This window comes from Parasedimentitalea huanghaiensis, assembly GCF_009753675.1.
Lineage (GTDB): Bacteria > Pseudomonadota > Alphaproteobacteria > Rhodobacterales > Rhodobacteraceae > Parasedimentitalea > Parasedimentitalea huanghaiensis.
Window position 1 is genome coordinate 1 of the sequence record NZ_WQLV01000011.1, and the last position, 15,909, is coordinate 15,909.

Annotated in this window: 13 protein-coding genes and 1 pseudogene; 4 read left to right on the plus strand and 10 right to left on the minus strand. The window is 49.8% G+C overall.

Annotated elements, in window-relative coordinates:
• Nucleotides 1-121: 121 nt before the first annotated feature.
• The 3 genes from GO984_RS16365 (at nucleotide 122) to GO984_RS16375 (ending at nucleotide 2,453) form a co-directional block, all read left to right on the plus strand.
• Nucleotides 122-1,393, plus strand: coding sequence for an AAA family ATPase (locus tag GO984_RS16365; protein ID WP_157023701.1), 1,272 nt, complete (start codon nucleotides 122-124; stop codon nucleotides 1,391-1,393).
• Nucleotides 1,394-1,636: 243 nt separating this feature from the next.
• The gene (locus GO984_RS16370) at nucleotides 1,637-2,074 is read left to right on the plus strand and encodes a hypothetical protein (RefSeq protein WP_157023702.1); all 438 of its coding nucleotides are present in this window, start codon (nucleotides 1,637-1,639) and stop codon (nucleotides 2,072-2,074) included.
• 7 nt (nucleotides 2,075-2,081) lie between these two features.
• Nucleotides 2,082-2,453 carry a hypothetical protein gene (locus tag GO984_RS16375; protein ID WP_157023703.1) on the plus strand — a complete coding sequence of 124 codons (372 nt, stop codon included), beginning with the start codon at nucleotides 2,082-2,084 and terminating at the stop codon, nucleotides 2,451-2,453.
• Nucleotides 2,454-2,731: 278 nt separating this feature from the next.
• Here GO984_RS16375 and GO984_RS23990 read toward each other — a convergent pair.
• The 4 genes and pseudogenes from GO984_RS23990 to GO984_RS16395 all read right to left on the minus strand — a co-directional run.
• Nucleotides 2,732-2,977: pseudogene (locus tag GO984_RS23990) on the minus strand (integrase core domain-containing protein); the annotation flags it as partial.
• Nucleotides 2,978-3,025: 48 nt separating this feature from the next.
• Nucleotides 3,026-3,238 (minus strand): glycosyl hydrolase 108 family protein, encoded by a 213-nt coding sequence (locus GO984_RS23995; RefSeq protein ID WP_167740387.1) that lies wholly within the window; start codon nucleotides 3,236-3,238, stop codon nucleotides 3,026-3,028.
• Between the two features lie 64 nt (nucleotides 3,239-3,302).
• Nucleotides 3,303-3,767, minus strand: coding sequence for a hypothetical protein (locus GO984_RS16390; protein WP_157023704.1), 465 nt, complete (start codon nucleotides 3,765-3,767; stop codon nucleotides 3,303-3,305).
• A gap of 62 nt (nucleotides 3,768-3,829) precedes the next feature.
• Nucleotides 3,830-4,537 (minus strand): hypothetical protein, encoded by a 708-nt coding sequence (locus GO984_RS16395; protein ID WP_157023705.1) that lies wholly within the window; start codon nucleotides 4,535-4,537, stop codon nucleotides 3,830-3,832.
• A 356-nt stretch (nucleotides 4,538-4,893) separates the two neighbouring features.
• Here GO984_RS16395 and GO984_RS16400 point away from each other — a divergent pair, with 356 nt between their 5' ends.
• Entirely contained in the window at nucleotides 4,894-5,532 is a 639-nt protein-coding gene (locus tag GO984_RS16400) for a recombinase family protein (RefSeq protein ID WP_245231149.1), read from the plus strand.
• A 140-nt stretch (nucleotides 5,533-5,672) separates the two neighbouring features.
• Here the strand turns inward: GO984_RS16400 and GO984_RS16405 are convergent, their stop codons facing one another.
• From GO984_RS16405 to GO984_RS16430, 6 genes are all read right to left on the minus strand, one after another.
• Complete coding sequence (locus GO984_RS16405) at nucleotides 5,673-7,301, minus strand: hypothetical protein (protein WP_157023706.1); 1,629 nt, start codon at nucleotides 7,299-7,301, stop codon at nucleotides 5,673-5,675.
• Between the two features lie 1,000 nt (nucleotides 7,302-8,301).
• A complete protein-coding gene (locus GO984_RS16410; protein ID WP_157023707.1) occupies nucleotides 8,302-11,535 on the minus strand; it encodes a M10 family metallopeptidase C-terminal domain-containing protein in 3,234 nt (1,077 codons plus the stop codon).
• A 27-nt stretch (nucleotides 11,536-11,562) separates the two neighbouring features.
• On the minus strand, nucleotides 11,563-12,063 hold the full coding sequence (locus GO984_RS16415; RefSeq protein WP_157023708.1) for a hypothetical protein: 501 nt from the start codon (nucleotides 12,061-12,063) through the stop codon (nucleotides 11,563-11,565).
• A 390-nt stretch (nucleotides 12,064-12,453) separates the two neighbouring features.
• Nucleotides 12,454-13,857 carry a TRAP transporter large permease gene (locus GO984_RS16420; RefSeq protein ID WP_157023709.1) on the minus strand — a complete coding sequence of 468 codons (1,404 nt, stop codon included), beginning with the start codon at nucleotides 13,855-13,857 and terminating at the stop codon, nucleotides 12,454-12,456.
• An 11-nt stretch (nucleotides 13,858-13,868) separates the two neighbouring features.
• Nucleotides 13,869-14,516, minus strand: a complete 648-nt coding sequence (locus GO984_RS16425) for a TRAP transporter small permease subunit (RefSeq protein ID WP_157023710.1) — start codon at nucleotides 14,514-14,516, stop codon at nucleotides 13,869-13,871.
• Nucleotides 14,517-14,592: 76 nt separating this feature from the next.
• Nucleotides 14,593-15,603: a C4-dicarboxylate TRAP transporter substrate-binding protein gene (locus GO984_RS16430; RefSeq protein ID WP_157023711.1), complete on the minus strand. Its 1,011-nt coding sequence runs from the start codon at nucleotides 15,601-15,603 to the stop codon at nucleotides 14,593-14,595.
• Nucleotides 15,604-15,909 lie beyond the last annotated feature (306 nt).

Here is a 15,909-nt window from a genome sequence, read left to right on the forward strand (position 1 = left end):
CTTCAGTCCCATAGTCAGTCTCCTTTGTTGCAGTAAATGCTATCAAAGGAGCGGCATCAAACCGCGACAGGTCCAAAACACAGACACGTCAGATAATAGCAAAGACCCGCGTTAGGTTGAATTGATCGAGCTGTGGTCCGAAAGCGATCCGTTCGATGAGGTCCGCTTAAACGACATTTTTGAAGAAGTAGAATACCACGATCTGGAATGGATCAGATCGGCAATTCTAGATACATGTGATCTACCAACATTGGTGCAGGCCTTTCGATCCAAATCGAATTTGGATCCTTGGGTAGAGTTCGAGGCATCACATTTGGCAGGTGATAATGAGCAAATGGCCTCCAGTCTCGGATCTGTTATCGCGGTAACTGGCTGCCCTTTATCCTGGCGGCGGACTTGGCGCCAATTAATCCGCAAGACACCATTGTCGTTTCTAAAGAAGATCGTCGCAGAGCGTGAGGCGGCCCTGCAAGGCAAAGCGATCATCCGTCAGGATCAAACTGTTTCGGACCTGCAATTTGAGTTGTATCTGAAGAAATCTGAAGACGAACTCGAGCGCACAGTAAAAAAGGAACTAAACAGTCGCATCAAACGCATCTTCAAGCCCTTAGAAGTCGCAAAGCTCCATAGCATTGGTCAAATTAAAGAGCTCGAGGCATTGAGGAATACGTTTCCAAATGCCGAACTTGCGATCAAGGGCATGGCTTCACAACTAATTCGGAGTTGGAACTTTGGCCAAGATGCTATTCAACTTCGACCAACGATCTTGGTCGGACCGCCCGGCATCGGGAAATCACAATTGCTCCACCAAATTGGCCAGGTTCTTGGCGTTCACATGGCAACTATTAACGTAGCAGGCATGCGGGATTCGAACATTTTTGGAGTGTCCGCGGGTTGGTCAACAGCCACGCCTAGCTGCGTCACAGCTGCTATGGCTGACGGTCAGATGATCAATCCTATGCTGGTGATTGCCGAAATCGACAAAGCAGACAGATCGCATAATGGTGACCTTCACGGCGCTCTGCTTCCTTTGCTCGAACCATCTGAAAACTCACACTGGTATGAAAAATTTTTAGCTAGTGAAGTGAATGCAAGCCGGGTTTCATGGGTATTCACGGCGAATACTCTGGATAGCATCCCTGCTCCCTTATTGTCACGGTGCACCGTGTATTCCATTAAAGCCCCAGACCAACATCAGGTCAGGGCACTGGTCACTTCAATTGTCAACGGCTACGCCGACAAACTGGGAGTAGACCGACGCTTTCTCGACCTAACTTCAGGCGATATTGACTATCTGGAAAGCACTTTCCCCCAACACAAATCGATCCGAGTACTGTCTGAACTGGTCAAGCAACTAATCGACGAACGTCACAATGAAATGGGACATGCATAAGAGGTACTGGAAGCCAAATTGCCCAAAGAGCAACCAATGGCGTACGAACAGTAACAGAGTCAAACGTAGCGGATGATTTTCCTCAGCGGGCCGTAGGGAAGCCGCTACCTCCCTTCATCTATATAACAATGAGTTATGAAAGAGCCCGTCAAAAAAATGACCTTCACGATGAATAAACATGCTAAGGTTGAATGACGATAACTTGGATTTACCCATAAGGAATCAGCTTTGCTACCTTTTCGCATGAACTACACATACACTTCATTGATCTGCGTTTTATTCATGGCCGGATGTTCGATTTTCGCGCCTCCATACAAAAAAGAGGCAGACACCCTAATTTCAAAAGCATATGAAAATGTAACGAAAATAACTGCTTGCGTCGATTTAGGGCTCTGCGCTCAACCAAATAGTTTTTCGAATAAGGAAGAAAATTACACTCAAGCCATATCCTCCCTTAAGTCCTCTTACTTGATTATTGCATCTTGGGAACCAAGCAGCTCGAATTCTCCAGCTATGGAAGCAAATCAATTATTACTAGAAATGATTAAGGGGTGTGAAACCGCAGTAATCAATCTTAGCAATCTACACCGCTCAAGTGGCCTCATTTCTGGGGCAGGCGTAGCACAACCCGTTGACATTCAATGCGATCAAGCTGTTCGCGCTGTCCGAGCCATGAAGTGAGATAGAAATGACTGACCTTTCAAATTTTGATCCTAATTCTGTTGATGACCTGCTTGAAAGAATTTTCGATGATGTGAAAGACGTCGGGAAAGAGTGGCTGAATGAAAATTCAGATGTTGTTGGAGGCTACTTCAGGTCTCTTGCTGAAGCCGCTCTTCAAACACGTTTTTCTCTGGAGGCGGGGAAGATTAGCGCCGAATACGCAGATCAAGTTCTACACATGCAACAGGCTGCATTTAGGCAGACCATAAAGTATACTAGGTTCATGACCTTAGTATTATCTCAAAAAATTGTGGATACTGTCTTCACCATTATTGCCTACGTAATAATGAACAAAACAGGACTGAACCTGTTTCCAGAATTGGCCAAAAACACCTAAGAGTTACTTTTCCCACCCAGAACACAGGCTTGTTTCTGTTAGAGTGACGCTATTGGTTTTGGGTGGCGCAACCGGATCATCGCCACCACCCGCGGTTGAAAACTTCTGCTAATAATTCAGAAACTGTTGAAATTTTTGATACTTTCACTTTCTGAACCTCTATTTCGCACTTGAAAATCCAGCACTGACCTTAGCAGAGCAAGTCATTAGCACCTGACGCCAAGTCAATACGCTGCTCTCCCATTGAGCAGCCCCACTTGGGTGGTCCAATTTGAAAGTTAGTGCACGGTTGGCCTTTGGTCCACCGGTACGATGGCCTCAGGCGCCGGTGGGCGATAGCCCAGTGCACTGTGGGGTCGTTTGGTGTTGTAGTGTTTCCTCCAGCTTTCAATGATTATTTGGGCTTCGCGTAGGGAATAGAATATCTCGCCGTTGAGCAACTCGTCTCGCATTCGCCCGTTGAAACTTTCGCAGTATCCGTTCTCCCAAGGAGACCCTGGCTCGATGTAGGCGGTCTTGGCCCCAGAGTTGACATACATGTCGTAAACGCTGGCTTGCAAAGGAGAAGGAATCTAGTCGATCCTAGGCTCTTGGAAATAATACCTTTTGAATACATCCACAGCATCATCGACTGTTAATGAGCGGACATCGGAAATATCTGCCTTCCCTCTTACATTGCGCAATGTGTGAATTGTGATGCCATATTTTGTCGGCCCTCCAGGGTCATCGGGATCATTCACATATCCCCCTTCGCGCTTGATAATTTCGGCGGTGATCTCATCAATGCGTTAGCATGTATCGATCCCGCTACTATTGAATTTTTCAATATTCAAAAATTCTGTTCTGGTTTTAACGCAATGAATCATTTGTACTTGGAGCCATATTATTGAGCATCACTCCCAATCCATTTACCCCCCCTAGAACTCCGGGATCGTAGGTGGTAAAAAAATTCTTCCGTTCCACTATTATACCCGCGCCTTCAAGTGCTTCTAGGGCGCTCGGCGGAAGAGGAACGGAATTCTCACCAGGGACGTTCCAGGAGTTGTCAGGCGGCACAGGCATAATATTCTCATTAGGAACGACCCAGACACCTGGTAAAGTCTGCCTGACACCCAAGCCTGAAACATCTGCAACACCAGGCCTCATAGTTTTTTCCGCGTAACGAATGCCGTTTCGGAAGGACCTACAGGAATTGCTATCAAAATATATCCCTGTCGTTTCATGAAGGCACACTCTAGCACTTCTCTCAATAACAGTTTCTGCTTCCAACGAGGATGAAGCCATCGACAGAATAGCAACAATAAGAACGCGCATTGTTCTACCTTTCTAATCAATTGAATATTATCTCGGGAAGGAATAGGTGAGGAGGCAAAGTCCTAATTTCCTCCAAGGCCTGGATCATCGAAAGTTGCAGACTCTTCATCAAGCATTGCGTTTGGCAAAAGTGACGATTTCCCTTCAGGCTCACCTGAAGGGAGCTCATCTGGATTGATTGCCATCGTTGATCGGACGCCTAACGCATTGCGCTTAAAATTAATATCTGACGTGAATACGGGCAAGTCAGTAATTCTAACTACCGGTGCCCCCGGCCCACCGAAATAGACACTCAGTGCGAGGGTCAAAGATCCCATGAAAACCATAATTAGTCCGGGGAAAGGACTTCCAGCGCTAAGTGCGACATCTTGGTCACCTGCCTTCACCCCAGCAGTACTCTTAGTTTCCGAGGCGACACGGTCGAATATTAAAACACTGCCAAGCACAATGGTCGCCAAGGAGACAACAATCGCTGCAGCCGACAATGAGAAACGATAGATCAACGCATCCCCGAACCGCATCGCCTTCATTCTTTGGTACACCAGTTCCAATTGACTGGGGTGTATTGCTTCGCCAGGCTCTGATTTAAGAGCCGCGGTCAAAGCATAAAACTGTGTTGAGTGCAAATGAGCAGTATAAAATAAATAGGCCAACAACCCAATGACGAAGAAACCAGACATTAAGGAGACTGAAAATGCAGCCATCCGGGAGAATTTATGCCCCTCTTGTTGCTGCAACATTATTTGCTCCTCGGGAGTCGGTTCAGTCATTTATTAGCTCCGTTCTAAACGCATAAATCAAATGGGTTCGTAGCTATTGACTAGTTCCCAATTGGGGCAACATCGGTCACCTCCTACACTGGCTGAGTGGTTGGCCTTCGTCCCCCTGCTTAGATTAGAGCACAACCAAAGGCTTATAGGCAAGAAATCAATAATCCTACGCGGGTACAGCATCCAGTTCCTGGGTTCATATTAGGTTCCTAAGGGAGCTAATTGTAAGGGAGGTCAGGCCGAGATAACGCTACTCGTTGCCGCTAGGCTGCCAAGTAGACTACGGCTCTAAGGACACTTACCTCACTAGGGTACACCCAAACGAGAAGCGTTCATATCAGGGTAAATTCTATCATTTGGGTCCAATTAAAACTGATAGAAACGATTATCAGTTAAGTTATGAGTCAAACGATAAAAAGAAGAGCATCATGGCAAAACTTGGGTACAAGCGCGTTTCGTCGGAAGATCAATCCACCGACCGTCAAGAGCTACCAAGCGACATCTCCTTCAAAAACATGTATGAGGAAAAGGTATCTGCTGGTGGTAGGACTGAGCGCGTGGAACTGGCTGATCTTCTGCGCCGGATCGAACCTGGAGACGAAATCCATATCTACAGCATTGATCGTTTGGCGCGGTCACTTACAGACCTGACCAGCATTGTCGATGAGATGGTGGACAAGGGTGCTACAGTACATTTCTTGAAAGAGAACCTGACCTTCTCCAGCGATAAACAAGATTTTGCCGGTAAATTGATGATGCAGGTACTAGGGGCAATCGCTGAATTTGAACGATGCTTAATCCGACAACGGCAACGTGAAGGGATTGAGAAAGCCAAGAGAGCTGGGAAATACAAAGGTAAACCAAGGACAGTTGACCGTGGGGCCGTCATCAAAATGTTGTCAGCCGGAGTGACACCTAGCCAGATCGCGAAGTTGGCCAATATTGGAGTCGCAACAGTCTATAGAATCGGGAAGGAACAAAGCGGAATTTCCTAAAAATACCGCCTAGAGAAGACGTAAGGCAAAACAGATGATCCAATCAACATGGTTCCGACTACAACTACCACTTTGCGTTCGAAACCCTCAGCAGCCGCATCCCGGTGAGGTAGTGCGCCTCGCCGCCAAATTGACCTAAGTTATTTGCCCAAAGCTGCGCCGACGTCTTCTGCATCATACCGAAGGAAAGAATCAATTTCGGAATGCATAACCTTGAGTTGAACCGTTAGGTTTCCAAGCGTTGAATAGTCATGTGGCTCGATAGCCTCGTTGATGAGCGAACTCCGTAAGAACCGGAACCTTCCATCAGCTTGGATTTTCGAAATAAACCGCACATACGAAGACCACCTGTCAAATTTGAAGCGGTCAGGCAAATGAGAACAACTGACAATGTAGCGGATCGTTCTTGCATAATCGCGAACTGACCACATTACGATGCTCGCATTGTCCCAACCGTTAACTGCTTCTTTCGAATTGTGGTAGTTGTCATCTGGCAGAGTCTTGTGGAGATCGATCCAATCTTGCTGAGCGTTCGTGATTTCATAAATGAGCCGCATTGCAAGGGTAGGAAATTCATCCTCTGGATCAGCCCCACTCCAATGGGAGTGCATTTCCACAAGCTCTTTCGATATAATCGACATGTACATAAGCCACATGTGATCCTCGATGCCCTCGCGAGCCGCAGTGCCAACCATCGCAGCAAAAAGCTGCACTGTGCAAAATGTCGGATCATCAAACAATTGGGCATTTTCTGGTGGTGTGTCCAACAACTTCTCACGGTACTCTCGGTCTTCGCTAATTTGGGTTATCGCACCATCCCCAATCGGCTTCCAAACACCATGGTTGCAAGAAAATTCACCATTTAAAACAAAGGATTTCATGAGAACAAGCTGATCTTCATAGACAAAGCTACCTCTCCCGTTTGTACTTTCCATGAGCCTTAGCTCACGAAAAAAGTGGCTGTTGGGCGTAGTCATCATGCGGTTCATGATATCAGTCACGAAATCTTCCGTTGAAAACCGTTCAAACTCCATCAAGTCGATAATGAAATCAGCGCGCGAACTGGTAAGAAAATCCCTCAAGCCAGCAGACCGTAGCAGCAAAATTTCAAGGTCTGTCGCCGTTTGAGAAACCTCACGTTTCGCTGGCACAAACAATGCAAGAGCTGAAATCATCTTCCTTCCCACCCGCCTAAGCCATTTGAAAGCCGCTTGCTTCGTTTGTCTAAGCCAACCGCTCGGTTGTTTGCCCAGTTGCATCCAATCGGAGATCGAAAGAGCGAATGGCCCGCCTGCTGCAAGCCAATCATGTATCCTCTGAAGAAACAAATCTCGCCTTGAATCCCTACGTATCAAGGGAATGTAAGGCTTCACGACTTCTACCAGCTCTAGATACCTTCCCTGTGTTGCCAATCTGTTTGCTAGTATGCTCAACTTCTTCAAAGATGAGGAGGTTGGCCATGCCGTTTTGTAAAGAAAAACGGCAACAACTGCCCAGAGGATCAGTATGAGAAATGCCATTCCACCGGCACCACTGGCCGTATTATCGGCCCATTTGACAAAATTAGAGATGGGGCCAGGATAATAACTAGGAACATCTTTCGAGGGTTCTTCGGGCAATAGTAGCGCACCGATCAAGGCGAACGAAAACAAAAACCACAAAACTTGCCGCTTTACATGCAGGAGGAGCCGCAGCTTGGATACTTCGTCAAGCAGAGCGAAACCGGCCGCCAAGAACCCAAAAAATGTCAAAAAACCATCAATAGACATTTCTGCGAACCTCTCGTTTGAATAGCTACGTATTTTTCACTTCGACACAACAGTTGATCATCTGAGTAAGGCCTAAGCTGTTATTACTCAACGCATAGTTGCCTGAATTCTGGCAACCACACGCAACTTAGAGGGCTTACTTCTCGCAATCCGTATTCCCATCTACCGTGCTGAAACTCTGCAGTCTTTTCCAAGACACCGCGTAAGCAACTAATCTGCTTCAAAAACCCAGCAAACCTACCCTTTCCTAAGGGAGGCCCAAATACATTGATGGCTCGAAAATTGTTGCCATACATTTGTGCTCAAAACGCATTTGTTTTAGCATTCAGATCATCGGTTGATCACCGATACAATGAACCGGTATGCCAAAAGTATGCCAATACCAAATGCACTAAGGAACACCCAGTAAAACAAGCCTACTTAGGCTAGGTCAGTCCAGTCCATCATCGGTGCGACGGATAGGCGTGCGGCCTTTGTTATTAAGGACTTATCTATCATTTAGGCACTCTCCGCTGACCGAAACAATGGCTTGTTTGGAGCTTATTTTGCTGGGTTTTGCGACGTTTTGTGTTTTTGGCACACCCTGCGGTATGCCCTCATAGGCTTGACATGCTGCAACCCTATATCCGCTGTATCCCAAATAGAAAAGTGCCGGAAACAATGGGCACAAGCATAGACCATAAGAGACTGCCCTGAACCAAGTACCGGACCTAGTTTCTCAAAAATGCGCTGCAGCTTGGTCTCATACGTGTTGACCTCAAATATGGTATTAGGGTCCGCCTCCAGAAATAAGGTGAGATTTTGGGGCGTTTCAAGGCGCTCTATCTCCCGCAGCACCGATGGACCTTTAAGCAAGCCAGTTGGCACTTATGCGAAAGGTCCAACAAAGGTGTTTAAACACCGGAACACGAGCATGAAGAAACAAAAACGAAGCACCAGGAAACAAGCCGGGCTGCTGGATCTGCCTCTGCCCCGCTTGCTGCAAGTTTCTACATCTGACTCATGCAAACCAATCGCTTGAAAGACTATCTGACAGACTGACACGAGACATGTTTGCGATCTGGATTGCTTCTGCATCTCCCGCCCCGTCAGCATCATATTCAAGCCAAACAGATGACCTCGTGCCACCCAAACTCAACGTACCGGCCGCTAGGGCTGTTTCCACGTCTGTCCCAAGTTCCTGCAACAAGGCAGTGACATCCAGCAAATCGCCCTGTTCGACGGAAAAATCGCGGATCAAGTCGCCGACATCTGCGATTGTGTTGAAGACAAATACATCGGCCCCATCGCCGCCTCTGATGGTATCCACTCCGGCACCACCGGTTAATCTGTCGTCACCGTCTCCGCCGTCAATTTGATCTCCACCACTCCCACCTGAGATGGTGTCATTTCCCTCATCACCGGCCACGCGGTCGTTGCCACCGCCTGCATCAAGTGCATCGTCGCCCTCACCACCATAGACACGGTCATTTCCATCCCCGGAACTGACCGTGTCTGCACCTGCTCGGCCGTAAATTCTGTCATTCCCTGTTCCCGCCTGGATCCAGTCCGCGCCTTCCCCTGCTGAAATCAGGTTAGTTCCATCTCCGCCGTAGATACTGTCATCGCCAGCACCGCTGTCAATCCGGTCATCCCCTGCTCCGGCAAAGATGGTATCATTGCCCTCACCACCATAGATTTTGTCATTGCCAGCCCCGGTCAGGATCCAATCATCACCATCCCGACCAAAAACCATATTGTTCCCGTCGCCAGCGTTGATGCTGTCGTTGCCAGTACCGCCATCAAGACGGTCAGATCCAGCCCCCGAAGTCAGCGTGTCATCGCCTTCGTCACCATTCAGTCGGTTGGTGCCCTCGCCGCCAGAAATCAGATCATTCCCGGCACCACCATCAACCCTGTCATGGCCCGTTCCGGTTGAAACTGTATCATCACCCGCCCCGGCAGTGACCCTGTTTTTACCATCACCGGCATTGATGCTGTCATCCCCACCGCCAGATTCGATTTTGTCCGCACCACCGCCCGTGATGATTGTATCGTTACCGCTGCCAGACTCGATCTGGTTGCTACCGCCACCAGTTGAAACGTAGTTGTGGCCATCGCCGACTTCAATTCGGTTGCTGCCTGCTCCGGCAATTATCGTGTCGTGGCCGCTGCCCGATTCGATGCGGTTTTTCCCGCCACCGACAGTAGTATGATTGTCACCATCGCCGACTTCAATTCTATTGGCCCCCGCACCCGCTAGGATGGTGTCGTTCCCGGTACCGCTGGCGATCCGGTTTTTACCATCGCCAACACTGATAGAGTTATTTCCTGTGCCACCATCTATTCTGTTATCACCATCTTCCGCAGTAATGGTGTCATCGCCCTCTCTGCCAAAGATCTGATTGCGGCTCGCTCCGCCATGCAGCTCATCGTTGCCTGTGCCGCCGTCCAGATAGTCGTTATTACCTCCACCGAGAAGAGTGTCAGCTCCCTCGCCGCCGTAGAGTTTGTCGGACCCGTCTCCCCCGTCCAGGAGATCGTCCCCGTCTTCGCCATACAATTTGTCAGATCCGACGCCACCTTCCAGTGTATCGGCGCCTGCGCCGCCATACAGCCGGTCGGCACCACCGTTGCCCTGAAGCAAGTTGTCAGCATCGTTGCCATAACCGATGTCATTGCCCCGGCCAAAAATGATGTTCTCAATCGGCGTGTCAGGATCAATTGTCAGAACTTTGGAGCCGATTTTGCTGAAACCACCACTCTCCAATCTTATCTGTGTTTTGTACGTCACAGCGCTAAGATCCAGCGTGTCGTTCCCACCGTCACTGTCACTCACTGTCGCCAATGAAGTAGACCAGTTGCGGACAAAATCGTTGTCAAATGTATAGGTCGTATCAGTCGACACCGGCTCTGGTGGTGGGGGCGGCGGAGGTGTAGCGCCGCTGTTGATAATTTCAGCGACATCAGCATCTGCCGAAACGCCAGTCAAAAAGGCCAGTTGCGTTGTCTCGCCGCCATAGGTAATAACAAGCCAAGACCCGCCAGTCCCAGCTTCAAGCGAGACTACTCCGTCTGTGACGGCTGCATCACCGACATATCCGACATCTAGCAGCAACTGGCCAAGATCAACCCGATCCCCCGCAGCCAAATCAAAATCGGTGACAGTGTCACCTGCATCAACAAGTGAGTTGAAAACAAAACGATCTGCTCCAGTCCCACCGGTCAGAATATCTGCACCTGCTCCACCGATCAGGATATCATTGCCCACTCCAGCATCGATCAGATCATTCCCAGCACCACTTTCGAGCCGGTTATCTGCGTCGTTGCCTATAATGGTATCATCGCCGGACCCGGCGATGGCATTTTCAATAACTGTCCCGCGCCCAATTGAGAAATTTCCTGTTCGCCCGTTCAGGTTGGAATAGGTTTCGACCTCAAGGCTCAACATCTGGTCACTGCCGCGTGACCCCAGATCAATCAAATCAATGCCGCCGCTATCTACGATTGCAGCCGCCCAAGTCCCGGATAGATCCATACCAACCCGACCGGTGGTTTCCCCATCCCCATATACCGTGTTACCGGTTTCAACATTTGTCGGTGTACCATACAGCTGATAAACTGCTGCAATATCCGCCAACTGAGCCGTTGCCAAAAAGGAATATGACGCATCTGTGGACGTGTTTTCAGTTTGGCTGAAATAGGACATAATCGACATTTGCCAGCTGTCGTTGGCAAAACCCGCATCCGTCCCATAACTGGCACTACCGTTGTAGTTTCCAGTGTGGCCCAGCCCCAAAGCATGTCCAATTTCATGAATGAACGTTTGTAGATAATAGTCGCCGTAGTTCGACCAAGATGTAGCGACATTGATGTTGGTGCTAATGACAGTGCTGCCACTAACGCTGGAGCTCGCATAGGCGCCAGATTGGCTGTCATCAAACGTTATCTGCGCCGAGCTGCTTTGAACAAACTCGATACCAGTAATTGCCGTCCAACTATCTAGTGCCTGCCGCGCTGTAGTCTGTCCATGAGCATTCAACCCATTTAGATTGACTGTGATCTGCCCCCCTGGCTCAACATCATAGGATCGCTGCGACCGCCCTGTGTCTTCCCAATAACCCTGTGTAAGATACGTCGCGACTTGATCTACGGTATAGGTAGGTTTTGCGACTGAATCTTGCGAGGTAGAACTACTGCTGCCCGCAGTGTCCAAAGGGTTTTTATGATCAGGATTTCCACAAAGCTCACACATATCGCATTCCTTTTCAGCTATCCAGCTTTAGAGTGGTAGCTCTGATGAGCGAACCAGTTGCAGGGCAAATGGGACTAAATCTTTTGGTTCAAGGAGACGGTCCATAACCGAGTATTCGATAACCGGTCCGACCCCATCGCGACCATCATCACTGTGCCAGGTCAGATATCCTGACTGCCAGTCAGCCTCTCGGTGCTTTTCGACGTAACGCACAATTAGGTCTGCGCCCTCACCCACCTCAGCGGATATGGTGAGCCTGTGTTGCGGGAGTTCAGCCGTCATCGCCTGCGCCAGTGCAGCGCAAAGTGGTGCCTGTTGTTTGGCATCGCAGTGAAGCAAAACATGAGGAACAGATCCGCTCATTGCTGATGCACCAGAGGACAAAAGCATGGCGAGGCCCGATAGCTTGGCAAGTTTTTTGATGATGGACATGGTTACGGTCACTTCACGGTTCGAGAGATAGATTTTTCCCGCGCCGTTCTGGCCGCTGTTAATCTTTAGACTGTGAACCGGGCGGGATAGGGTCAAGAATACGGCAGTTTTGTGTCTCCAGCTCCCTCCGTTTGAATATGTTCAAAATTGTGCTGCAGGTTTCCGTGTGCTTCGCACCTTCATGCTAGCATCATTACACCTTATCTGGAGCGTCCGGGCTTCGCCTCCTGAGAGGACACAAAAATTGGGCGGATTGCGCAGGTTGGGCTATGGAACGGAATAGGAGGGTCCGCGAGCCTTTACTCCCGGTTACACATTCCCACCAATCTCTGGAGTGTTTCTACCCGTTGATTGAATCTGCCAAGGTAGTGGATTTGATACGGGCGCCTGCTGCCATATCCTGAACAGTTATAGCCGTATACTGATCAATAAGTGTCCATCTGAACTAAAAAGGCGCCCCGTAAAAGGGCGCCTTTTGGTGTCTAGTTATGCAACCAAAGATGGTAGATAAAGGACGATGCTAGGAAAGGCGACCAACAGAGCAATGGTCACTCCATCAGCAATGAAGAATGGCATCACACCACGGAACACATCCTGCACCGTAAGATCATCACGCACGCCTGCCACAACAAAGCAGTTGAGTCCGATCGGCGGGGTGATCAGGCAGAACTCAGCCATTTTCACCACCAAAATACCAAACCAGATCGCACACATTGTGCCGCTCATGCCAAAGGCACTGTCAGCAGCCGCTACACTCTCGCCACCGTTCAGCGCCATTACTGCAGGATAGACAACTGGCAGGGTCAACAACAACATACCAATGGCATCCATGAACATACCCAGCACCGCATAGGCCAGCAAAATGCAAATCAGGATCAGCATAGGTGCCATTTCAAGGCTGGTAATCCAGTCAGAAAATGCTCCAGGCAGATCTGCAAAGCCAAGGAATCGCACATAGATCAAGACGCCCCAGATGATAGTAAAGATCATCACCGTCAGCTTGGCTGTTTCCAGCAGTGCTGATTTCAGCTGCGTCCATTTCATGCCATTGTAAATGGCCATGCAGAACACGACAAAAGCCCCCAGCGCGCCACCTTCGGTGGGTGTACCCCAGGCTTCGTCTCCGAAGGGATTATAGACAAAACAGATGATGATCAGGACAACAAATATAATCGGCATTGCGGCCGGCAAGGATTCAAAGCGCTGGCGCCAGGTGAACCCAGTCACCGGCGGGCCGACGTTTTTAAAGATCACTGCAATGCCAACAATCAACGTCACATACACAATTGCGCTAAATGCCCCTGGAATGAACCCAGCCAGCAGCAGCTTGCCCACATCCTGTTCCACGATAATCGCATAGATCACCAAGATCGCTGATGGAGGAATAAGCGAAGCCAGCGTCCCTGCGGCAGCAACCACACCAGCCGCGAATTGCTTATTATACCCAATCGCCAGCATTTCCGGGATTGCGATACGGGCAAACACCGCTGAAGTCGCAACCGAGGCGCCGGACACAGCAGCAAAACCAGCTGTCGCAAATACCGTCGATACAGCCAATCCACCGGGAAGCCAGGCAATCCAGCGCTTGGCGGCCTCAAACAGGGCCTTCGTCAGCCCTGCATAATAGGCCAAATACCCAATCAGAATAAAGGTTGGGATCAGGCTTAGCGCCTGGCTCGACACCTTGGAATGAGGCACCTGCCCCGCAACTTTGACTGATACGGTTAGCGCCTTGATGAATTTATCCGGCTGGTAGCCGAACTTGGCCCAAAATATCCATATCAGACCAACCAGCCCAGCCATGGCGGCGGCAAAGGCCACCCGCATACCTGCAACAACCATGACCAGCATAAAGCCAGTGACCCAAAGGCCAATTTCAATAGGTTCCATCGTTCTGCCCCTTAGCCCTGTGAGCCGTTATTGCCGGCGTCACTCAACTGTTCCGCCTCCGCTGCCGCCTGCGCTGCAGCACTTTGGATTAGCGGCACCGCCACTGGGGTTTCCAACCCCAACACAAACGCGCGGCCATAGCCCCAGATCTGCAAAACCAACCGCAGACACAGCACTGAGAACGCCACCGGAACCAACAGTTTGGCAGGCCAAATCGGCAGACTGATATCAATCGAGCTGTCTCGGCTCCAGAGTGGTACCGCAAAATCGAAAGACCGACCAAAATGCGACCAGCTGCCCCAGACCAGGGCCATCATCAACAGCAAGATCAGCATAACCGAGATCAATTCAAACAGCCACAATGCGCGGCCTCGGAGCGAGCCAATAAGAATATCCATCCGGATATGACCACCGTCGCGCTGCACATAGGATATGCCCATGAAAGCGATCAATGGCATCACCTGTTCAATCCAGTCCACATAACCGGGCAGCGGCGCGTTCATTGCGTTGCGCCCACCCACGGAAACCACCGCGAGCACCATCAAAGAAAACACCGCTATTCCGCTGACCAACGCTAACAATTGTTCTAGCCGCAGCAGCTGACCGTCCAACCGGCTAATCAGACTGCCATCTTCCAATACCGCAGCGCTTGTCGCCATGGGACAGATCCTTACCTATATTTTAGAAACCAAAAAGGCCGGGCACTGCTGCCCGGCCTTGGTCATGTTAAACCGCTTACTTGCGTTCAGCAGCCAGTGTATCCATCACTAGATCATACAGTTCTTGCGCAGGAATGCCCTGAGCTGACATGTCCGCGATCCACTGCTCGCGGATCGGGTCAGCAGCCACAGTGCGGAACTCGGCTAGTTGGTCTTCGGAAATTTCGACCTTAGTCACGCCTTTTTCCACCAGGACATCGTCCCACTTGGCAAGCAGCTCGCCATAGTTGGCCAGATAATGATCAATGGATTCGCTAACCGAGCTGTCCAGCGCTTCACGCTCAGAATCACTCAACATGTCATAGGCATCTGTGTTGACCACAACAGGGCAGTTCACGGTGCCGGGGTTCAGGTTTGCAGTCCACCAATCAGCACGATTGATTGTACCAAAGGCCAGATGCGCGTGCTGGGCAAACGCAACGGTGTCGACAACACCTGATTCCATCGCGTTATAGGCTTCGGTTGCTGTAACCGAAGTCGGAACCGCCCCCACAGCAGCAAAGGCTTTGCCGATACCGCCAGTGGCACGGACCCGCATATCTTTAAACGCGGCCAAGCTATCGCGCGGATCACCCGTACCAACCAAATTATACTGAGGCATTGGTGAGGTCATCAGCAGTTTCGCATTCCAGCGTGCCAGATCGGCCTGAACTGCAGGATGCGCATATACTGCATTGGCCACCGCAACTTCTTCTTCGAGTGTATTCACACCCAGAAACGGCAGCTCCAACACAGTAATTGTTGGATTCTTGTCACGGTGGTAGCCGGCACAGAACTGCGCCATTTCAAAGGCACCAATGGAAATACCGTCCAGGTTTTCTTTGTTCTTGGACAGACCACCATATGAGATGTTCAAAGTGAACTCACCATTGGTTTTTTCGCTAACCAGCTCAGCAAGACGCTCAACATGCTCGGTAAAGGCCCGACGCTTACCCCAAACAGATACATTCCACTCAGTGGCTGCAACTTCAGAGGCAACAGCAAATCCCGCTGTGGCCATCACGGCCGCGGTCAACATCTTATTCATAGTTTTTTCTCCCGGTTTGAACCCTCATAGTGGGGCGCTTGAGGGTAAGCTAACGACTAGCCAAGCCGCTGCCAAGCCCGGGAAACTACTGAAACTAAATGCGCTGCCGCCAAATGTCGGTCAAACACCTGCGACTCGCTGAATTTTTCTGCAGATAAACCTCTGGGCTAACTAATGAAGCTATAAGCCCGTACAATATGTCACACGGCTTGGTTGCAGTTTCTTACCCGGCCACGGCTTAGTGGAGTAAATGCTGTAAAACAGCTTCCCCAGATTTCATTGACAGGTAATTCTTTAGCAAACCAT

Bases quoted from the DNA above. Each gene is read 5' to 3' on its own strand.
- GO984_RS16370 (WP_157023702.1), top strand. From the start codon at position 1,637: ATGAACTACACATACACTTCATTGATCTGCGTTTTATTCATGGCCGGA.
- GO984_RS16375 (WP_157023703.1), top strand. From the start codon at position 2,082: ATGACTGACCTTTCAAATTTTGATCCTAATTCTGTTGATGACCTGCTT.
- GO984_RS16390 (WP_157023704.1), bottom strand. From the start codon at position 3,767: ATGCGCGTTCTTATTGTTGCTATTCTGTCGATGGCTTCATCCTCGTTG.
- GO984_RS16395 (WP_157023705.1), bottom strand. From the start codon at position 4,537: ATGACTGAACCGACTCCCGAGGAGCAAATAATGTTGCAGCAACAAGAG.
- GO984_RS16405 (WP_157023706.1), bottom strand. From the start codon at position 7,301: ATGTCTATTGATGGTTTTTTGACATTTTTTGGGTTCTTGGCGGCCGGT.
- GO984_RS16410 (WP_157023707.1), bottom strand. From the start codon at position 11,535: ATGTGTGAGCTTTGTGGAAATCCTGATCATAAAAACCCTTTGGACACT.
- GO984_RS16420 (WP_157023709.1), bottom strand. From the start codon at position 13,857: ATGGAACCTATTGAAATTGGCCTTTGGGTCACTGGCTTTATGCTGGTC.
- GO984_RS16425 (WP_157023710.1), bottom strand. From the start codon at position 14,516: ATGGCGACAAGCGCTGCGGTATTGGAAGATGGCAGTCTGATTAGCCGG.
- GO984_RS16430 (WP_157023711.1), bottom strand. From the start codon at position 15,603: ATGAATAAGATGTTGACCGCGGCCGTGATGGCCACAGCGGGATTTGCT.